The organism is Nicoliella spurrieriana, assembly GCF_023380205.1.
GTDB lineage: Bacteria > Bacillota > Bacilli > Lactobacillales > Lactobacillaceae > Nicoliella > Nicoliella spurrieriana.
The window spans coordinates 102,148-116,586 of the sequence record NZ_CP093360.1 but is presented as its reverse complement, the minus strand read 5'-3'; the positions used below and the strand labels follow the sequence as shown (position 1 = coordinate 116,586).

At 35.3% G+C, this 14,439-nt stretch carries 21 protein-coding genes; 14 read left to right on the top strand and 7 right to left on the bottom strand.

What is annotated here, in order from left to right; all coding sequences use genetic code 11:
* The first annotated feature begins 51 nt into the window (after nucleotides 1-51).
* Nucleotides 52-957 carry a DNA adenine methylase gene (locus tag MOO44_RS00600; RefSeq protein WP_260115981.1) on the top strand — a complete coding sequence of 302 codons (906 nt, stop codon included), beginning with the start codon at nucleotides 52-54 and terminating at the stop codon, nucleotides 955-957.
* A gap of 55 nt (nucleotides 958-1,012) precedes the next feature.
* A complete protein-coding gene (locus tag MOO44_RS00595) occupies nucleotides 1,013-1,606 on the top strand; it encodes a PH domain-containing protein (RefSeq protein ID WP_260115980.1) in 594 nt (197 codons plus the stop codon).
* A 55-nt stretch (nucleotides 1,607-1,661) separates the two neighbouring features.
* On the opposite strand, the gene MOO44_RS00590 is transcribed toward MOO44_RS00595, so the two are convergent.
* Both MOO44_RS00590 and MOO44_RS00585 read right to left on the bottom strand, forming a co-directional pair.
* Complete coding sequence (locus tag MOO44_RS00590) at nucleotides 1,662-1,784, bottom strand: hypothetical protein (RefSeq protein ID WP_260115979.1); 123 nt, start codon at nucleotides 1,782-1,784, stop codon at nucleotides 1,662-1,664.
* Nucleotides 1,774-1,941, bottom strand: a complete 168-nt coding sequence (locus tag MOO44_RS00585; RefSeq protein ID WP_260115978.1) for a hypothetical protein — start codon at nucleotides 1,939-1,941, stop codon at nucleotides 1,774-1,776. The genes MOO44_RS00590 and MOO44_RS00585 overlap by 11 nt, the downstream gene beginning before the upstream one ends.
* 179 nt (nucleotides 1,942-2,120) lie before the next feature.
* On the opposite strand from MOO44_RS00585, the gene MOO44_RS00580 reads away from it, so the two are divergent.
* The 5 genes from MOO44_RS00580 (at nucleotide 2,121) to MOO44_RS00560 (ending at nucleotide 4,651) form a co-directional block, all read left to right on the top strand.
* Nucleotides 2,121-2,300 carry an Arm DNA-binding domain-containing protein gene (locus MOO44_RS00580; RefSeq protein ID WP_260115977.1) on the top strand — a complete coding sequence of 60 codons (180 nt, stop codon included), beginning with the start codon at nucleotides 2,121-2,123 and terminating at the stop codon, nucleotides 2,298-2,300.
* A 12-nt stretch (nucleotides 2,301-2,312) separates the two neighbouring features.
* Nucleotides 2,313-2,678 (top strand): helix-turn-helix domain-containing protein, encoded by a 366-nt coding sequence (locus tag MOO44_RS00575; RefSeq protein ID WP_260115976.1) that lies wholly within the window; start codon nucleotides 2,313-2,315, stop codon nucleotides 2,676-2,678.
* Nucleotides 2,679-2,833: 155 nt separating this feature from the next.
* Nucleotides 2,834-3,646 (top strand): IS3 family transposase, encoded by an 813-nt coding sequence (locus tag MOO44_RS00570; protein ID WP_260115975.1) that lies wholly within the window; start codon nucleotides 2,834-2,836, stop codon nucleotides 3,644-3,646.
* 183 nt (nucleotides 3,647-3,829) lie between these two features.
* On the top strand, nucleotides 3,830-4,201 hold the full coding sequence (locus tag MOO44_RS00565; protein ID WP_260116039.1) for a site-specific integrase: 372 nt from the start codon (nucleotides 3,830-3,832) through the stop codon (nucleotides 4,199-4,201).
* A 45-nt stretch (nucleotides 4,202-4,246) separates the two neighbouring features.
* A complete protein-coding gene (locus tag MOO44_RS00560) occupies nucleotides 4,247-4,651 on the top strand; it encodes a site-specific integrase (RefSeq protein ID WP_341482918.1) in 405 nt (134 codons plus the stop codon).
* 284 nt (nucleotides 4,652-4,935) lie between these two features.
* Here MOO44_RS00560 and MOO44_RS00555 read toward each other — a convergent pair whose 3' ends face one another.
* The gene (locus MOO44_RS00555) at nucleotides 4,936-5,622 is read right to left on the bottom strand and encodes a nicotinamide mononucleotide transporter (RefSeq protein ID WP_341482917.1); all 687 of its coding nucleotides are present in this window, start codon (nucleotides 5,620-5,622) and stop codon (nucleotides 4,936-4,938) included.
* A 541-nt stretch (nucleotides 5,623-6,163) separates the two neighbouring features.
* Here MOO44_RS00555 and MOO44_RS00550 point away from each other — a divergent pair.
* The 4 genes from MOO44_RS00550 (at nucleotide 6,164) to MOO44_RS00535 (ending at nucleotide 8,165) form a co-directional block, all read left to right on the top strand.
* A complete protein-coding gene (locus tag MOO44_RS00550) occupies nucleotides 6,164-6,952 on the top strand; it encodes a CAP domain-containing protein (protein ID WP_260115973.1) in 789 nt (262 codons plus the stop codon).
* A 5-nt stretch (nucleotides 6,953-6,957) separates the two neighbouring features.
* Nucleotides 6,958-7,293: a hypothetical protein gene (locus MOO44_RS00545; protein ID WP_260115972.1), complete on the top strand. Its 336-nt coding sequence runs from the start codon at nucleotides 6,958-6,960 to the stop codon at nucleotides 7,291-7,293.
* A 94-nt stretch (nucleotides 7,294-7,387) separates the two neighbouring features.
* Entirely contained in the window at nucleotides 7,388-7,810 is a 423-nt protein-coding gene (locus MOO44_RS00540) for a hypothetical protein (RefSeq protein WP_260115971.1), read from the top strand.
* Nucleotides 7,811-7,943: 133 nt separating this feature from the next.
* Nucleotides 7,944-8,165, top strand: a complete 222-nt coding sequence (locus MOO44_RS00535; RefSeq protein ID WP_260115970.1) for a hypothetical protein — start codon at nucleotides 7,944-7,946, stop codon at nucleotides 8,163-8,165.
* 23 nt (nucleotides 8,166-8,188) lie between these two features.
* Here the strand turns inward: MOO44_RS00535 and MOO44_RS00530 are convergent, their stop codons facing one another.
* Nucleotides 8,189-8,617 carry a MarR family winged helix-turn-helix transcriptional regulator gene (locus MOO44_RS00530; protein WP_260115969.1) on the bottom strand — a complete coding sequence of 143 codons (429 nt, stop codon included), beginning with the start codon at nucleotides 8,615-8,617 and terminating at the stop codon, nucleotides 8,189-8,191.
* Between the two features lie 152 nt (nucleotides 8,618-8,769).
* Between MOO44_RS00530 and alsS the strand changes: the two genes are divergently transcribed.
* On the top strand, nucleotides 8,770-10,443 hold the full coding sequence (gene alsS / locus MOO44_RS00525; RefSeq protein WP_260115968.1) for an acetolactate synthase AlsS: 1,674 nt from the start codon (nucleotides 8,770-8,772) through the stop codon (nucleotides 10,441-10,443).
* A 63-nt stretch (nucleotides 10,444-10,506) separates the two neighbouring features.
* Here the strand turns inward: alsS and MOO44_RS00520 are convergent, their stop codons facing one another.
* Nucleotides 10,507-11,196: a DUF6198 family protein gene (locus tag MOO44_RS00520; protein ID WP_260115967.1), complete on the bottom strand. Its 690-nt coding sequence runs from the start codon at nucleotides 11,194-11,196 to the stop codon at nucleotides 10,507-10,509.
* Nucleotides 11,197-11,399: 203 nt separating this feature from the next.
* Here MOO44_RS00520 and MOO44_RS00515 point away from each other — a divergent pair, with 203 nt between their 5' ends.
* Both MOO44_RS00515 and MOO44_RS00510 read left to right on the top strand, forming a co-directional pair.
* Complete coding sequence (locus tag MOO44_RS00515; protein WP_260115966.1) at nucleotides 11,400-12,083, top strand: sulfite exporter TauE/SafE family protein; 684 nt, start codon at nucleotides 11,400-11,402, stop codon at nucleotides 12,081-12,083.
* A gap of 81 nt (nucleotides 12,084-12,164) precedes the next feature.
* Nucleotides 12,165-12,500: a hypothetical protein gene (locus MOO44_RS00510; protein WP_260115965.1), complete on the top strand. Its 336-nt coding sequence runs from the start codon at nucleotides 12,165-12,167 to the stop codon at nucleotides 12,498-12,500.
* 48 nt (nucleotides 12,501-12,548) lie between these two features.
* Here MOO44_RS00510 and MOO44_RS00505 read toward each other — a convergent pair whose 3' ends face one another.
* Both MOO44_RS00505 and MOO44_RS00500 read right to left on the bottom strand, forming a co-directional pair.
* Entirely contained in the window at nucleotides 12,549-13,742 is a 1,194-nt protein-coding gene (locus tag MOO44_RS00505; RefSeq protein ID WP_260115964.1) for an aminotransferase-like domain-containing protein, read from the bottom strand.
* Nucleotides 13,743-14,081: 339 nt separating this feature from the next.
* The gene (locus tag MOO44_RS00500) at nucleotides 14,082-14,399 is read right to left on the bottom strand and encodes a MazG-like family protein (RefSeq protein WP_260116037.1); all 318 of its coding nucleotides are present in this window, start codon (nucleotides 14,397-14,399) and stop codon (nucleotides 14,082-14,084) included.
* Between the last annotated feature and the right edge of the window lie 40 nt (nucleotides 14,400-14,439).

The following is a 14,439-nucleotide window of genomic DNA, read 5'->3' as shown; positions in this document are numbered from 1 at the left end:
GGCCAAGCTTATATTCATCATGTATAATCGTGGTTAAGGAGGTGTCTTATTATGCCAAGTACAATGTCACCATTAAGATATCCAGGTGGTAAAACGCAATTATACAGCTTTATATGCAATTCACTAGAGCAGAATAATGTTGATGGGACTTATATTGAGCCGTTTGCTGGTGGGGCTGGATTGCCAATTAAATTATTGGTTAACAATAAAGTTAAAAGAGTATGGATCAATGATTTTGATAAGTCTATTTATTCTATTTGGTATTCAATATTACATTATCCAAGTGACTTGAAAAATTTAATTAATTCTGTTCCTTTTGACTATTCAGGAAGTAGTCATAGTGATGATGACAATCTAAAATATTGGAATGAAATTAAATTATTACACGATAAAAAAAAGAGTAACCCTTTGTCCATATTAAATGCATTTTCCACGCTAATGCTAAATAGATTAAATGTTAGTGGTATTATCAATGGGGGCCCAATTGGCGGGAAGTTACAAAATAAAACTAAGATATATGTAAGATTTAATAAGAAAACCTTATGCAAAAAGATTGACGTTATAAATAAATTGAAAGATAGAATAAAGTTAACCAATCTTGATGCTATAAAAATGATTAGCAGCATTCCTAATGAAGTTAGTAATAAATCTAATACCTTTATATTTTTTGATCCCCCTTACTTTAAGCAAGGAAAAAATTTATACATGTCTTTCTTCAATTACAATGATCATAAAACATTAGCCAGTAAAATAATGAGACAAGATTATGAGTTAAATTGGATCGTAACGTATGATAAATCTGATGAAATTTCAATTTTATATAAAAATCTAAAAAATAAATATGAGTATTTTATTTCCTACTCTGCTAATAATAAAAATAGAGGTAAAGCTCCTGAATTCTTATTTGCTAGTGAAAATACTAAAATTGAATCTTACGAAAATATAATCCTCGAATAGCATTAAGTCCAAATCCTGATGACTATAAAAGCTGTACATATAAGGTGGTAACCAAATGAATGCTAGTAAAATTGATGCATTAATAGAAAAGTCTGATAATCCAGCAAAAATGAAGAAAATCATTGATCAACTAAACGCAACTGGTTTCAACGATGCCTTCATGACTGGTCGTGAAATTAAGGAATTACCTAAGCTAATGGCTGATGATGAAGTAATCAAATACGCTACATCAGGTATGATTGGCTATAAAGGTGACAGTGTGCTAGTCGTAGTTACTAACGAACTTGTATTGTTCGAAAATAAAAAGCTATTGTTTGGATCATCGAATACTGACATCCCCCTATCAGCAATCAATGGAGTATCATACGACACTGGAATGATATTCGGTAAGGTTTCGTTCATGAATGGAATGGGTTCAATTACCATCAAGCAAATTCAAAAAACTAACACTGAACCTTTATCAAGTGCCATTAAGCAAGCTGTCAATGCTGCTAAGAATGGAATCACTAATGAAGTTCATTCTGAAATGAAACAAGCTGATGCCCCTATTTCTGCTAATAAGCTACGTGAAATGAAGCAATTAGCTGATGATGGGATCATTAGTAATGAAGAATTCGAAGCTGCTAAGAAGAAATATTTAGGGCTGTAATATGTAAAAAGAGGAAGTTGACTATTATGTTATCCTCCTCTTCTTAATTTGTATTTTATTTACTACTCAAATAATCATCGACTTCATGTCTATCGAAGTACATAATCGTGCCAAACACCATGTGCGTTTTTAGCCCGTCAGCAATCATCTTAGTGACGGTTGCATAACTAGGTTGCATAACTAGTACTTAGGTATTCAGCTAGTGCATTCTTACCCCTAATCCAACGGCTGTAAGCTTTACCATTTTGGTAAGCCTGTTCAACAACTTCTTGAATAATTTCATAGTCATGTCTTTTAATATCTTCTGCACTCTGTTTAGTCAACATTACTTCCATAGCAATATCATCTCCTATGAATTCAAATAATTAAAATAGATTGCTCCCCAGCAAATTTAATTTATATATACACAATATAATTGATTTGGAAGTAAAAGCACTTTAAAATAATAATTAAAGAACATAGGTTTGCATTTTATTTCTTTTTGTTGCTACCTGGCACAAAGGAGATAATTACTATGGAAAGCATTAAGCAGTATAGAACAAGTGATGGGAAGAAGAAGTATTATTTTAGAATTTATTTTGGTATTAAACCCCAAACTGGTAATAAGATGAATACCACAAGACGTGGCTTTAATACTAAAAAAGAGGCTAAAATAGCAATATGCACTGCACCCCTAAGTTTGTACAAAACTTAGGGGTGTTTTTGTATGTTTAAATATAGTTTAGAGGAAAAATTAACGATGATAACTCAATACCTTCACGGTATTGGTTCAACAACAATTGCTAAACAGTTTGGAGTAAAGGGCAGTGCTACAATTCTATATTGGGTCAAAAATTATAAGAAATATGGAATTGATGGCCTGAAAACATCAATAGATAAACAAATATACACTGTTAAAGACCGGATAAATATATTAAACTGGATGAAAATAACTAAATCATCCTATCCGGAAACAGATAATCATTTTAGCATAAGGTCCCCTTCTTTAATTTGGACTTGGCAAATAAATTTTGAGCTATATGGGATTGATGGTTTAGCGACCCGAAGGGACCGAGTGAAAATGGCCAAATGAAAAGTTAAAAAAATTAGAAGAAGAAAACTTAATGCTCAAGATCGAAAATGACTTCTTAAAAAAATTGAACGCCTTAGACGACGAAGAGAACCAAAAGAAACCATAACAATTATCGACGTACTAAGGCTAAAATACCATGCTAGTATGTCACACTAGTGCTTAAAACAATTAAGATTCCTAGAAGTACTTATTACTATCTAAAATCAAAGATAGGTAAACCCGATAAGCATAGTAAAATCACGAAAGTGATTGGAGACATCAAACGAGCCAATAAATCATATGGATATCGACGAGTATGTTTAGAATTAGCTAATCATGGATACCAAGTAAATCACAAGCTGGTTTTAAAAATCATGAAATCTAATCATTGGTTATCAACAGCTTACTCACGTAAGCTACGGAAGTATAATTCATACAAGGGGCAAGTGGGTAAAATCAGTAAGAACTTGATTAACCGTAAATTTAAAACTGATCGTCCTTACCAGAAATTAACCACTGATATTAGTGAATTTAGATATGGAAGTTTAGATACTGACCATCGAATTTATCTATCACCAATTATGGATTTGTATTCAGGAGAAATTATTTCTTTCAATATCAGCGATCACCCTACGGTTGAATGTGTTATGAAACCACTAGAAGATGTAATTGAACGAATTAAAGGACTTAAATACAGAACTACTATCCATAGTGATCAAGGAATTCAATATCAAAGTCATGTTTGGCAACATACTTTGACAACTAATAATATCTTCCAAAGTATGTCCCGAAAGGGAAACTGCTTAGATAATTCGCCAATGGAATCATTCTTTCATATTATGAAAGCAGAAGCAATTGAGACTGCATATGATTCTAAGGAAAATTTAGTATCAGCAATGAAGTTATGGATTGATTATTATAATAATCATCAGATTAAAATAAAACTAGGCGGAAAGTCTCCGATTCAATACCGGGAACTTTCCGCCTAAGAAAAACAATATATTAATGTACAAACTTTAGGGTGCACATCAATATCAAGATTAGAATTACAGCTTGAAAATGGCAATATAAAAAAAGAAAAGCCACTAACGTTTGAACAGGTGTACCGTTAATTTTTAGAATCTTATAAATTAACGGTTAGGCAAGCAACATCAAAAGCTTTTGAAGATAATATTAGAATTTGTGCTTTGAAAAAATTTGGTAATAAACGCATTAAAACGATTACTCTAATGGATCTTCAATCAATTATTAACAAGCTATCTACTAAATATGCTAGATATAAGATTAGAGCAAATAATATTGGAAAGGTGTTTGATCGCGCTTTTCGAAACGGCTATATTGAAGATAACCACTTTACTAGATTAACTTTTCCAAAAGGTAAAGTGAAGATTGATAAGCCAGAATATTTCTATACAAAAGATGAACTAAATGAATTTCTAAACACATCATATCTTAAAAACGAAAAACATTTGGTTTGTCTAACATTTTTTAGATTGCTAGGTTTTTCTGGAATGAGACGTGGTGAAGCATTAGCATTGAAATGAAGTGATATTGATTTTACAAAAAGTGAAGTCAATATCAATAAAACCATGTCGAGAGATGCCATGAATTACCCTACTATCAACCCGCCTAAATCTAAAAGTGGCAATCGAGTTGTGCAAATGAATCGTAGAACGATGCTTTTATTGAAAAAATGGCAACTGAAACAAAGAATCGCCTTATTGTCTGATGGACTTAATGCAAAGAGTAGTAATGCATTTGTATTTTCTACGAATGGTAAAAGTATGTATACTGCCAGAACCGTTAGGTACTGGCAGCAATCTATTTATAAACATAATCCATCTTTAAAACGTATAACGATCCACGGATTTAGACACACCCACGCATCTATGCTTTTTTCAGCAGGAATTTCCGTTAAGGAAGTACAAGTGAGATTGGGTCATGCTAATCCGCAAATCACATTAGGAGTTTATACTCATGTTACTAAGGAGTAAAATGTTAATGCAGTTAAAAAATTAACTAAATTTGCTGATTTCTAAGCAAGGATAGTCAACGTATCATCTGCACCCACAAAATGCCTTGTCATCACCGATATTAAAGCGTTTCTACAAATTAATGTATTCAATAATACACCATGGTGACATTACTACCCGGTTATTCAACTCTAGATTAGCAATCTTTACTGGTGATAATAATAAACTCAATCATATCAGTCCTTTCAAATCCTTACTAAAGTATAGCAAACACTTAAATTAATTCCTAATGATTGAGCTAGAATTTAATCCTTCCAATAGGATAATCCAGAAATCGAATTAATAATGTAGTAAATATATTTGCCAACGTTCGCAAAGTTTCCTTGAATGAGCGCTTTCAATAATTGAACAATGTTATAAAGCCCCCAAAATTGCCATTGCACCCTTAGCTTTAAGGCGTTAAACGCGTTTGCGATTAACGATAAGGCAAACACGAGGGTCGTTGTATAAAATAGCCAATCATGTTGGGTAAACGCAATCGCATTTGTAAAGTAACTAAACCCAAATGAACAAACAATTAATGAAGTAATAATCAAGCCACCCTTCATTCCAGTGGGGGCCTTCCGAGCTTTATATTGATCTGAATTCATCCACACCTTAATCGCCCAGGCCTGAATAATGAATGTCACCGGGTAGGTAAAAATGGCACCCTTATTGCCAAGCAGGTAATCAATGGTCCCGCTTAGAATGACACCGGCTAGCCCGATCCAATTGCCCAGATTATTCATCCGAGCGGTTAATCGATCTGAATATAACGATAGGACAGATGAGCCAACACTAATTAACCCGAATGGCACTAACGGACTGATGCCACCCCAATGGGTTACTTCATCCAGGGTTTCAAATAGGTACCCGGATAAAAACGCACTTAGCAATACAATAATGACCCCTACCAGGTCAAATACCCGCGATTTAGCAATCGCCTTTAACATAATCAACATCTCCTGTTGTTTTTTTAGAGCCGTATTCGGAAGCAACGCTCTTGATTGGTATTATAACGCGATTATTCCCCGTTTCAATCGTTTTGGATAAATAATTAATGGTGATAATTGTTGAAAAAGAAGCAATGACCGCGGGTTAAATCGGCAATTGACGCCATATTTTGCAAAAACGCAAAACACATATGTTTTAACACTTTAATTTAAAATATCGGTAGGTTAACTTAAAAAATTAGATTAAGATTAAAAATAAAGTACCAATTTGAAATTATTTAGTGTACAATTTAGTCAAGGCATGCGAAGGGGAATTTACATATGCCAAAGGGGACTAGTTATCAAACTAGTCCTTTTTTAATGTTAAATTGATAATCAAACATTAATCAAGATATAATGTAAGTAATAAATAATGATTAAAGAAGGTGGTTCAATGCGGAATAAAATTATATCACTAACTCTAATTACCATAATAATTAACCTTGGCTTGTTTGGGAATGAACTTTTCAATTCTAGACGAGCAATTATCGATGTTCATGCTATGATCAATAAAAATATCACCGAACCACAACGAAAACGGATTAATAATTATAATCAGATTTACAACCTCAATGCCAATTTAAGTAACGGTAATTATCAAAATGGCACCACGGTTATTTATGATCCTAGTAACACTAGCGTTCAACACAAACACTTCCCCACTAACGAGACCGATACCAAAAATTCCATTCACCGTATTAATCCCGGGGCTGTGGGTAAAATTATTCATCGCAAGGTTAGTAATTGGCGAGTAATCTATTACCGAGTCAAGTTCAGTGGCTATAAGCAGGCACTATGGATAATTGCAGGTAGCTTAAAGCTACCCAGCGAACTAAGCGCAAATAACCGCCCAGACATACTAATCGCCAATGACTCCATTAATAAATCCACTGGCCTACAATACATCAACTACATTCGATCAAGACATCATCTTAGGCCATTAAAATGGAACGTTCACCTAGCAACACTAGCTAAATTAAGGAATCAGCAGGGCTATACAGATCAAAAGCATTTTAACCACTTCACTGAAAATGGCAAGTGGAAGGTGGATTTACTGTGTAAACAGCTCCACTATAATAACCATGTGCTAGGTGAAAACATTGCTTTTGCTTACGCTATGAACGACACTAAGACCAACTTAATCAATGCCATCAACCTATTTACATACGATGATTCAGTTGGTGAACACTGGGGGCATCGATATAACATTTTGCGCAGCGATATTACGCAGATTGGAATTGCGGAATGTACCCATAAGTCAAGGGCATACACTGCAATGGAGATGGAATAAATTAGATGAAACTACAAATGAAAATAAATGGGCAGCTAGTTCCCAAAATCACCGAAGATTTCGATTTCAACATTCCGAATGAGAATCCAGCACTAACAATTATGACTTATAATTATTTAATTATCGTTGTGACTGAAGATGATGACTACGCAAACGATCTCATCTGCGACATTGTTCCGAACTTAATGAGCTTGAGCCCTACTTATCATTATCGTGATTTTTACACGTTAATGGACGTTGACCTAGTGGATGGTGTCATCTACTTTCAAAGCGATGGTGAAAATTTGATTGAATCGGATATTGAAAAACTAACTTCATTAACTGAGTCTTTTTTAGGATAATTGATTTCTTCCTAACCATTAGTAAATATTATAATTGTAATTAACCGTCGATAGCATTAAAATTAAACCACTAAATAATTATTGAGGTGTTACGATGAAATTAAATAAAATAGCAATGGTGGTTACAATTACCATTCCATTAGCCTTGTTTTCAGCTACTGCTAGCTCTACAAATGCGAGCGCTGCTAAGATCAATAATGCTAAGTACCAGAATTATGCATTAGCTAGCGTCAGAGAAATCAAAGCCGGAACCTATTTTAAGGCTAAAACTAACCAAATCACCGCCTATAAAGCCACCTTTATGGCTGACGAACCGGTTGCATCATTTGGCGGTGCTCAAACGGTTAAATTATCAAGTCGTAAGTTACCAGCTAACCAAAAAGTAGTCGTTAAAATTAGTAAGGAATCAGTTAACAGTTTGCTAAAGAGCAAGCGCAAGTATAAGGCCGCCAAGAACGCCACTTTCTATCATATTAAGAAGGTCGGTTGGGTCAAAGCATCATCATTAAGTAAATAATCTAAATAAAGTGGTTAGGTAATGTCATTTATCTAACCACTTTATTTTGATATCTTTATCGTTGCTTTTGGAATTAATTAGCGGTATATTCATAGTGTAAATATTATTTTACATATTGATTGGAGGCATTCATATGGCTGAAGACGTATTATTTAATCCTGGAAACGCAATTGCTTCAAACATCGATCCTGCTGAAATTATCAGGACTGCTCAATTAACATCTGACAAACGGACTACTAATGAAAAAGTGGTCATGGTAAAGGATGAAAATGGGAAGCACCTGTTGTTCGAAGTTGGCGATAAGGAAAGTGACCCTAAAAAGGGTAAACATTACAAAATTGAACAAGAATTTTAAAATAAGGGCTAGTAATTAAATTACTAGCCCTTATTTTCTCCAATAATCGTTTCAACAACGCGCTCAATCGATGGAATAATCGGTGAATCAGCTTTAATTCCAGTTTGGGCAAAGCGCTCTGCCCACCAATTCCGTCTAATCATTTGAACCTTGATCAATAACTGCTGTCCTGATTCGGTTAAACTAACCTCAAGTGCCTTCCCAGGACGTGGTTGTTTAACTACCCATCCATTTTGATCCAGTTTTTTAATCTGTCGAGCAACCATCCCCTTGTCCAAAACTAATTCACGCGCAATTTGACTCTGGTTAATATGTCGGTGGTCATTAATCGTTAGTAGAATACAAGCAGCAGTTGGATTTAAATCCAGTTGTTCGAATTGTTTTCCGGTATCTTTATAATATTGCCGATGCAAAATTGAAATATCTTGTGCTAAATATCCTAAATCTTTCATAAGAATCCGGTTCCTTCCATCAATCTTTTTCAATAGTGTTGACAATGCAACACATTAGTGACTATAATTGAGTCAATTTATCGGTGTTGCATTGTCAACACCCATTACCTTCAAGAGTAAGTATACCATAACATTGAAATGGGGTTTTTATAATGACAAAGGAATTAACGGGTTCAAAAGCGCTGATCCAAAGTATGGTCAATCAGGGAATTAAGTACGTATTCGGAATTCCAGGTGCTAAGGTGGATCAACTATTTGAGGACTTACAGCATAGTGATAATCCAAATGCACCTCAGTTAATCGTTACTAGACATGAACAAAATGCTGCTTTCATCGCTGCTGGCATTGGTCGTTTAACTGGCGAACCTGGGGTAGTTGCAGTTACTTCGGGCCCTGGGGTTTCCAACCTAGCCACCGCCCTCATTACCGCCACTGCCGAGGGAGATCCAGTAATCGCACTGGGGGGCCAAGTGCAACGGGATGATGTATTGCGTGCGACCCATCAAAGTATCGATAGTGCCCTACTATTGAATCAAGCAACCAAGATTAGCCAGGAGGTTGAAAATCCGAATAATCTCTCAGAAGCGTTTGCAAATGCTTATATGACTACTAAATCGCCTAAAAACGGCGCTGCATTTTTATCATTACCACAGGATATTTTAGGTGAAAAAGTGGATCGTCCCGTAATTAACCGCCTTCCACAAATTACCAATGGTAGTGCTGATCGCACCCGCATCAAACAAATTGCTGAAATGCTCTTAAACGCACAAAGACCGGTTATTCTAGCTGGGATGCGAGCATCAACCGAAGAGGTTAGCGATGCCATTCATAAATTACTGGATCTTTTTTCAATTCCCGTTGTGGAAACCTTCCAGGGCTCTGGGGTCATTTCTCGCGACTTAGAAAGTAACTACTACGGCCGCGTTGGACTATTCGATAACCAAATTGGTGATACCGTTTTAAAGCAGAGCGACTTAGTCCTTGCAATTGGCTATGATCCAATTGAATATGAGGCTCGCAATTGGCATAATGATGGGACTAAAATTATTAATGTCGATACCATTACTCCCGAAATTACTAATGATTACCAACCCCAAGTCATTGTGAATGCTGACGTTGCCCAAACCCTTTATGAATTAGCATCATTCATTCCTGAAGATTCAGTTTTACCAGATGCTGCGAGGGAAAAATTACTGCAATTAAAGGAACATTTTGATCAATCCACAGAAGTTCCTGAACAAAAAGAGGGTGAAGAACTCCATCCATTAGCAATCATTAATGCATTACAAGAATCGGTTAATGATGATACCACAATCACCGTTGATATCGGGAGCCACTATATTTGGATGGCTCGTTTCTTTAGGGTGTATAAACCCCGTCATTTATTATTCAGTAATGGAATGCAAACACTAGGAGTAGCATTACCATGGGCAATCGCTGCTGCTTTAACCCGCTCTGAACAACATGTCATTTCAATTTCAGGTGACGGTGGCTTCCTATTTTCTGGCCAGGAGTTAGAAACTGCTGTGCGTCTAAACCTACCAATCATTCAAATTATTTGGGTTGATGGATACTACGACATGGTGAAGTTCCAAGAAGTTGCTAAGTATGGCCACGATGCTGGGGTTAAGTTTGGTTATGTTGATAATGTTAAGTATGCTGAAAGCTTTGGCGCTAAGGGCTTTAGAGTCAAGACCGTTGAGGAATTTAGTGCTGCTCTGCATCAAGCAAAACAAACTGATGGTCCTTCCATCATCGAAGTTCCAGTTGATTATAAGGATAACATTAAGTTAAAAACCCAGTTAATTCCAAACGAACTAAACTAAGCTTCAAATATAAAAAAGGTAGTAGGTCAATTGGCAATGCCAATTAACCTACTACCTTTTAATTTAAGACTTAATTTTAAAGTTATCATCAGGATTAAAATTATGGATCAAACTGGGCCAAACCCACTTATCAGCATACTTAACCACAATTCCATTAGTGAAGAAAAAGTAAATCGTTGCAAAGTTAACTGCATATAGTTCTCCTGTTAATAAGCTAGTAATAATAATAACGATTACTGGAAACGATAAATCAAGGAATTGAGCCTTGATCGCACTTCCATTCAAAAATTTAAATCGTAAAATATTACTAGTATCATCATTTGGATGCATGAAGATGTTTGCTCGTTGATAAACGGAAACGGAAATCCCAATCATCGTTACCCCAATGATTGAAAAAAGCGAGCGCACAAGGAAGGATTGTTTCCCAATGCCAAGGGATTCAAACATTTGGATAAAGACTTGAATGCCATAACTAAAGAAGACAACGTAAGCAATTTCCTCTATGAATCTAACGATGTTTAACTTCATAACTAGAAATTGATTTAACACCGCATTGAAAACACCAAATGCAAAGATAAACACTGTGGATGCAATCTTAAACTCATTTCCCAAATTAACTGCAGCTGCGGTCCATAATGCTGAACCAGTATTTGAAGCAATCGTTAATCCATTCCCAAGGGCGTTTATGAAGAGTCCTAATAATAATGCTATAATCCTTACCTTCATTGAATTCGTGGGTTGTTTATCGTTCAAGAAATTCCTCCTATGTTTAATTTATATACTTACATTATATATATAATCCATTCATAAAACAAAAGATAAATGGGGATGTTTATAAAATGCTATAATTAAACTAATTTAACTTTAACTAGGAAGTGATTATTATCTCATTTGGCACAATTGCATTTTTAATCTTCATTGGTGTCATTTCAGGGATCATCAACAGTATCATTGGAATGGCATCGTTAATTTCGTATCCAGCTTTAATTTCAGTGGGCATCCCGCCAGTTCTAGCAAATGCTTCTAACACCGTTGCACTAATTTGTAGTGGGATTAGCTCCATTTTAGCTTCATTAAAAGAACTGCGAGGACATTTAAAAGAGGTCCTTCCAATTACTGCAATGACCGCAGTTGGTGGGCTTATCGGATCAATCTTCCTTTTGAATAGTTCAAATGCAGCGTTTTCAAAAATCGTTCCATTTTTAATTTTCTTCGCTGCATGTTCGATTTTAATTCCCAAAAGGCAACCCCGAAATGGCCAAAAAGCTAGTTCCAAAAATACATTATTCTGGGAATACTTAATCTTAGGACTAGTTGGAATCTACGTTGGGTACTTCGGCGCTGGCGCTGGAGTCATCATGATTGCGGTCCTATCTAAAATCAGTGATAGTCCCTATCATGTTTACAACGCTACTCGAAACGCTGCTACACTAGCCGCTAATTTAATCGCTTCAATCATCTTTATTTTTGTCGCTCACGTATATTGGAGTGCGATTATTCCACTAGGGATTGGATTGTTCATCGGTGGATTTATCGGCCCATCAATTGTCCGTTTTATCCCCACTAACGTCATGAGGGTTGGGGTCGGGATTTTTGCATTTTTACTATCATTTTACCTATTTATCAAAGCATTCTTCTAGCATAATTGTTCAAAAGCGCTTTTATTAGGACTAAAATGTTGTAAAATGGTACTTAATTAATTATTAAAGGAAGTGATTCGATTGGATCATCCATTTATTAGAGCTATCTTTAATTTCGTAAACATTCAAGGACTACTACTATTAATTTTTCTATTCATTAATATTGGATTTGAATCCAGAAGTAAGCACCAAGAAGTTCAATCAGATGGATTAAGTAACTTCATTTTAATCTTGGCCCTATGTGAAAGTTTAAACTTCTTGGGAAATGCCATCTTAAGGGATTTCTTCATCGGAACTAAGCAAATTACAATTGTAATTGGGGTTTCAGTTATTGTTATATCATGGATTACAGCAATTTCATTTACAATTTGGAACTTTTTTTACTTACGTAAATTGAGTAAACACGTTAACAATTAAAAAAACAGCGATGATTTTAAAAAATCATCGCTGTTTTTTGCTGTAAAATTATTTAGTTGCTTCTAATGCTTCTTTTAATGCAGTTCCTAATCGCTTCATCCCAACTTCGATGGTTTCATCATCAACATTTGAGAAGTTCAATCTGAAGGTCCCCATCTTAGGCTTATTAGGATAGAATGCATCACCCGGAACAAAGGCAACGTTATGTTCAACACAGGTCTTAAATAATTCCATCGTGTCAACTTCACCAGGTAATTCAATCCAAATGAACATTCCACCTTCTGGGTGACTGTGCTTAGCATCAGCAGGAAATTCCTTCTTAATGTAATCTAACATTAATTCGAAACGGTGCCGGTACAAATCACTAATCTTTTTAATGTGTTCATAGACATCATTTTGTTTAAGGAAGGTTGCAATAATGTGTTGACTGAGGTTATCTGAATGTAAATCAGCACTTTGCTTCATTACAACGAAGTTACTTAAAACATCAACGTTACATACAATCCAACCTAACCGCATTCCAGGAGCTAAGATCTTAGAGAAAGTACTCATATAAACCACCCGGTCTTGAGTATCAAATTTCTTTAATGGTGGTAATTCTTCCCCTTCGTATCTGATGGCTCCGTAAGGGTCATCTTCCATTACTAATAAATCATATTTATTAGCTAATTCAACGAATTTCTTCCGTCGATCAACTGACATTGTTCGACCAGTTGGGTTTTGGAACGTAGGAATGGTGTAAACTAACTTCGCTTCTGGATGAGCTTTTAGCGCTTCTTCGAACTTATCCATTCTCATTCCATTTTCATCCATTTCGACACCAACAATATTTGCCCCGTAACTACGGAACACGTCTAATGTACATAAATATGTAGGTTCTTCGACGATAACGGTATCTCCAGGGTTAACAAACATTTTTGCTAATAAATCAATTGATTGTTCAGAACCAGTAGTGACCCCGACGTGTTCAACTGAAGTATCAACACCACGATCTGTCATTAACTTCACAATTTCTTCTCTTAATACCGTTTCACCGACAGCGTTACTATATTGTAAGGCGGTCTGACCTTCGTTATCGAAGACTGTGTCAGCCGCCTTCTTCATTCCTTCAACTGGGAATAGTTCAGGTGCAGGTAAACCACCGGCAAATGAAATAACTGCTGGATTAGCTGCAGCTTCCAAAATTTCACCAACCACGTCGTTATCGTTATGTGGTACTCGCTTTGAATATTCAAATGTCATAAAAAATCAACTCCTCAAATAAAATTAACTGCTTGAATGTATTATAACAACGACTTAATGAAAATGCCATAGTTTTTTAATGATTATGTTTAATAATTTACATTTAAACTGAAATTACTTGAACAAAATAAAATTAAAATGTGCTTCATTAAGCGTAACTGGCCCTCATGACACCATAGAAAAGGAACATTAAAATAACTAGGTCATTTTTAACTTAGATCAAAAACGTCTTGAATGGCATCGATTCAGTGGAATCCTTGTTAGCACCGCAAGTGAATCGCCATTCGATTGTTATAATAATTTAAAATAAATTATTAATTTTTAATTATTTATTTTAAATTATTCATTCCAACGACGGTGAAGCTTGTTTTCACTATCATCCATTAAACTAGCCGGGTTAATCCCATACTTACTACATATAATTAACAATTGATCAAAAACATCTGCTAACTCTTCATGTAAATTATCATCCTTCTGGGATTTACTTTGCGGGGCCTCGCCGGGATGGTCACGACCGATTTCTTCTGCCCGAATTGCCCTCGCTAATTCACCAACTTCTTCAATTAAAAAATTCATTCTAATTTCAGGCGATAAATCATACCATTTGCGCTTCTTATAAAAATCAACTAACCACTTTGTGTGTTCATTTAGATCAATTATTAACTCCCTCCCATCTAAAGTAGATCTTATCACAAAA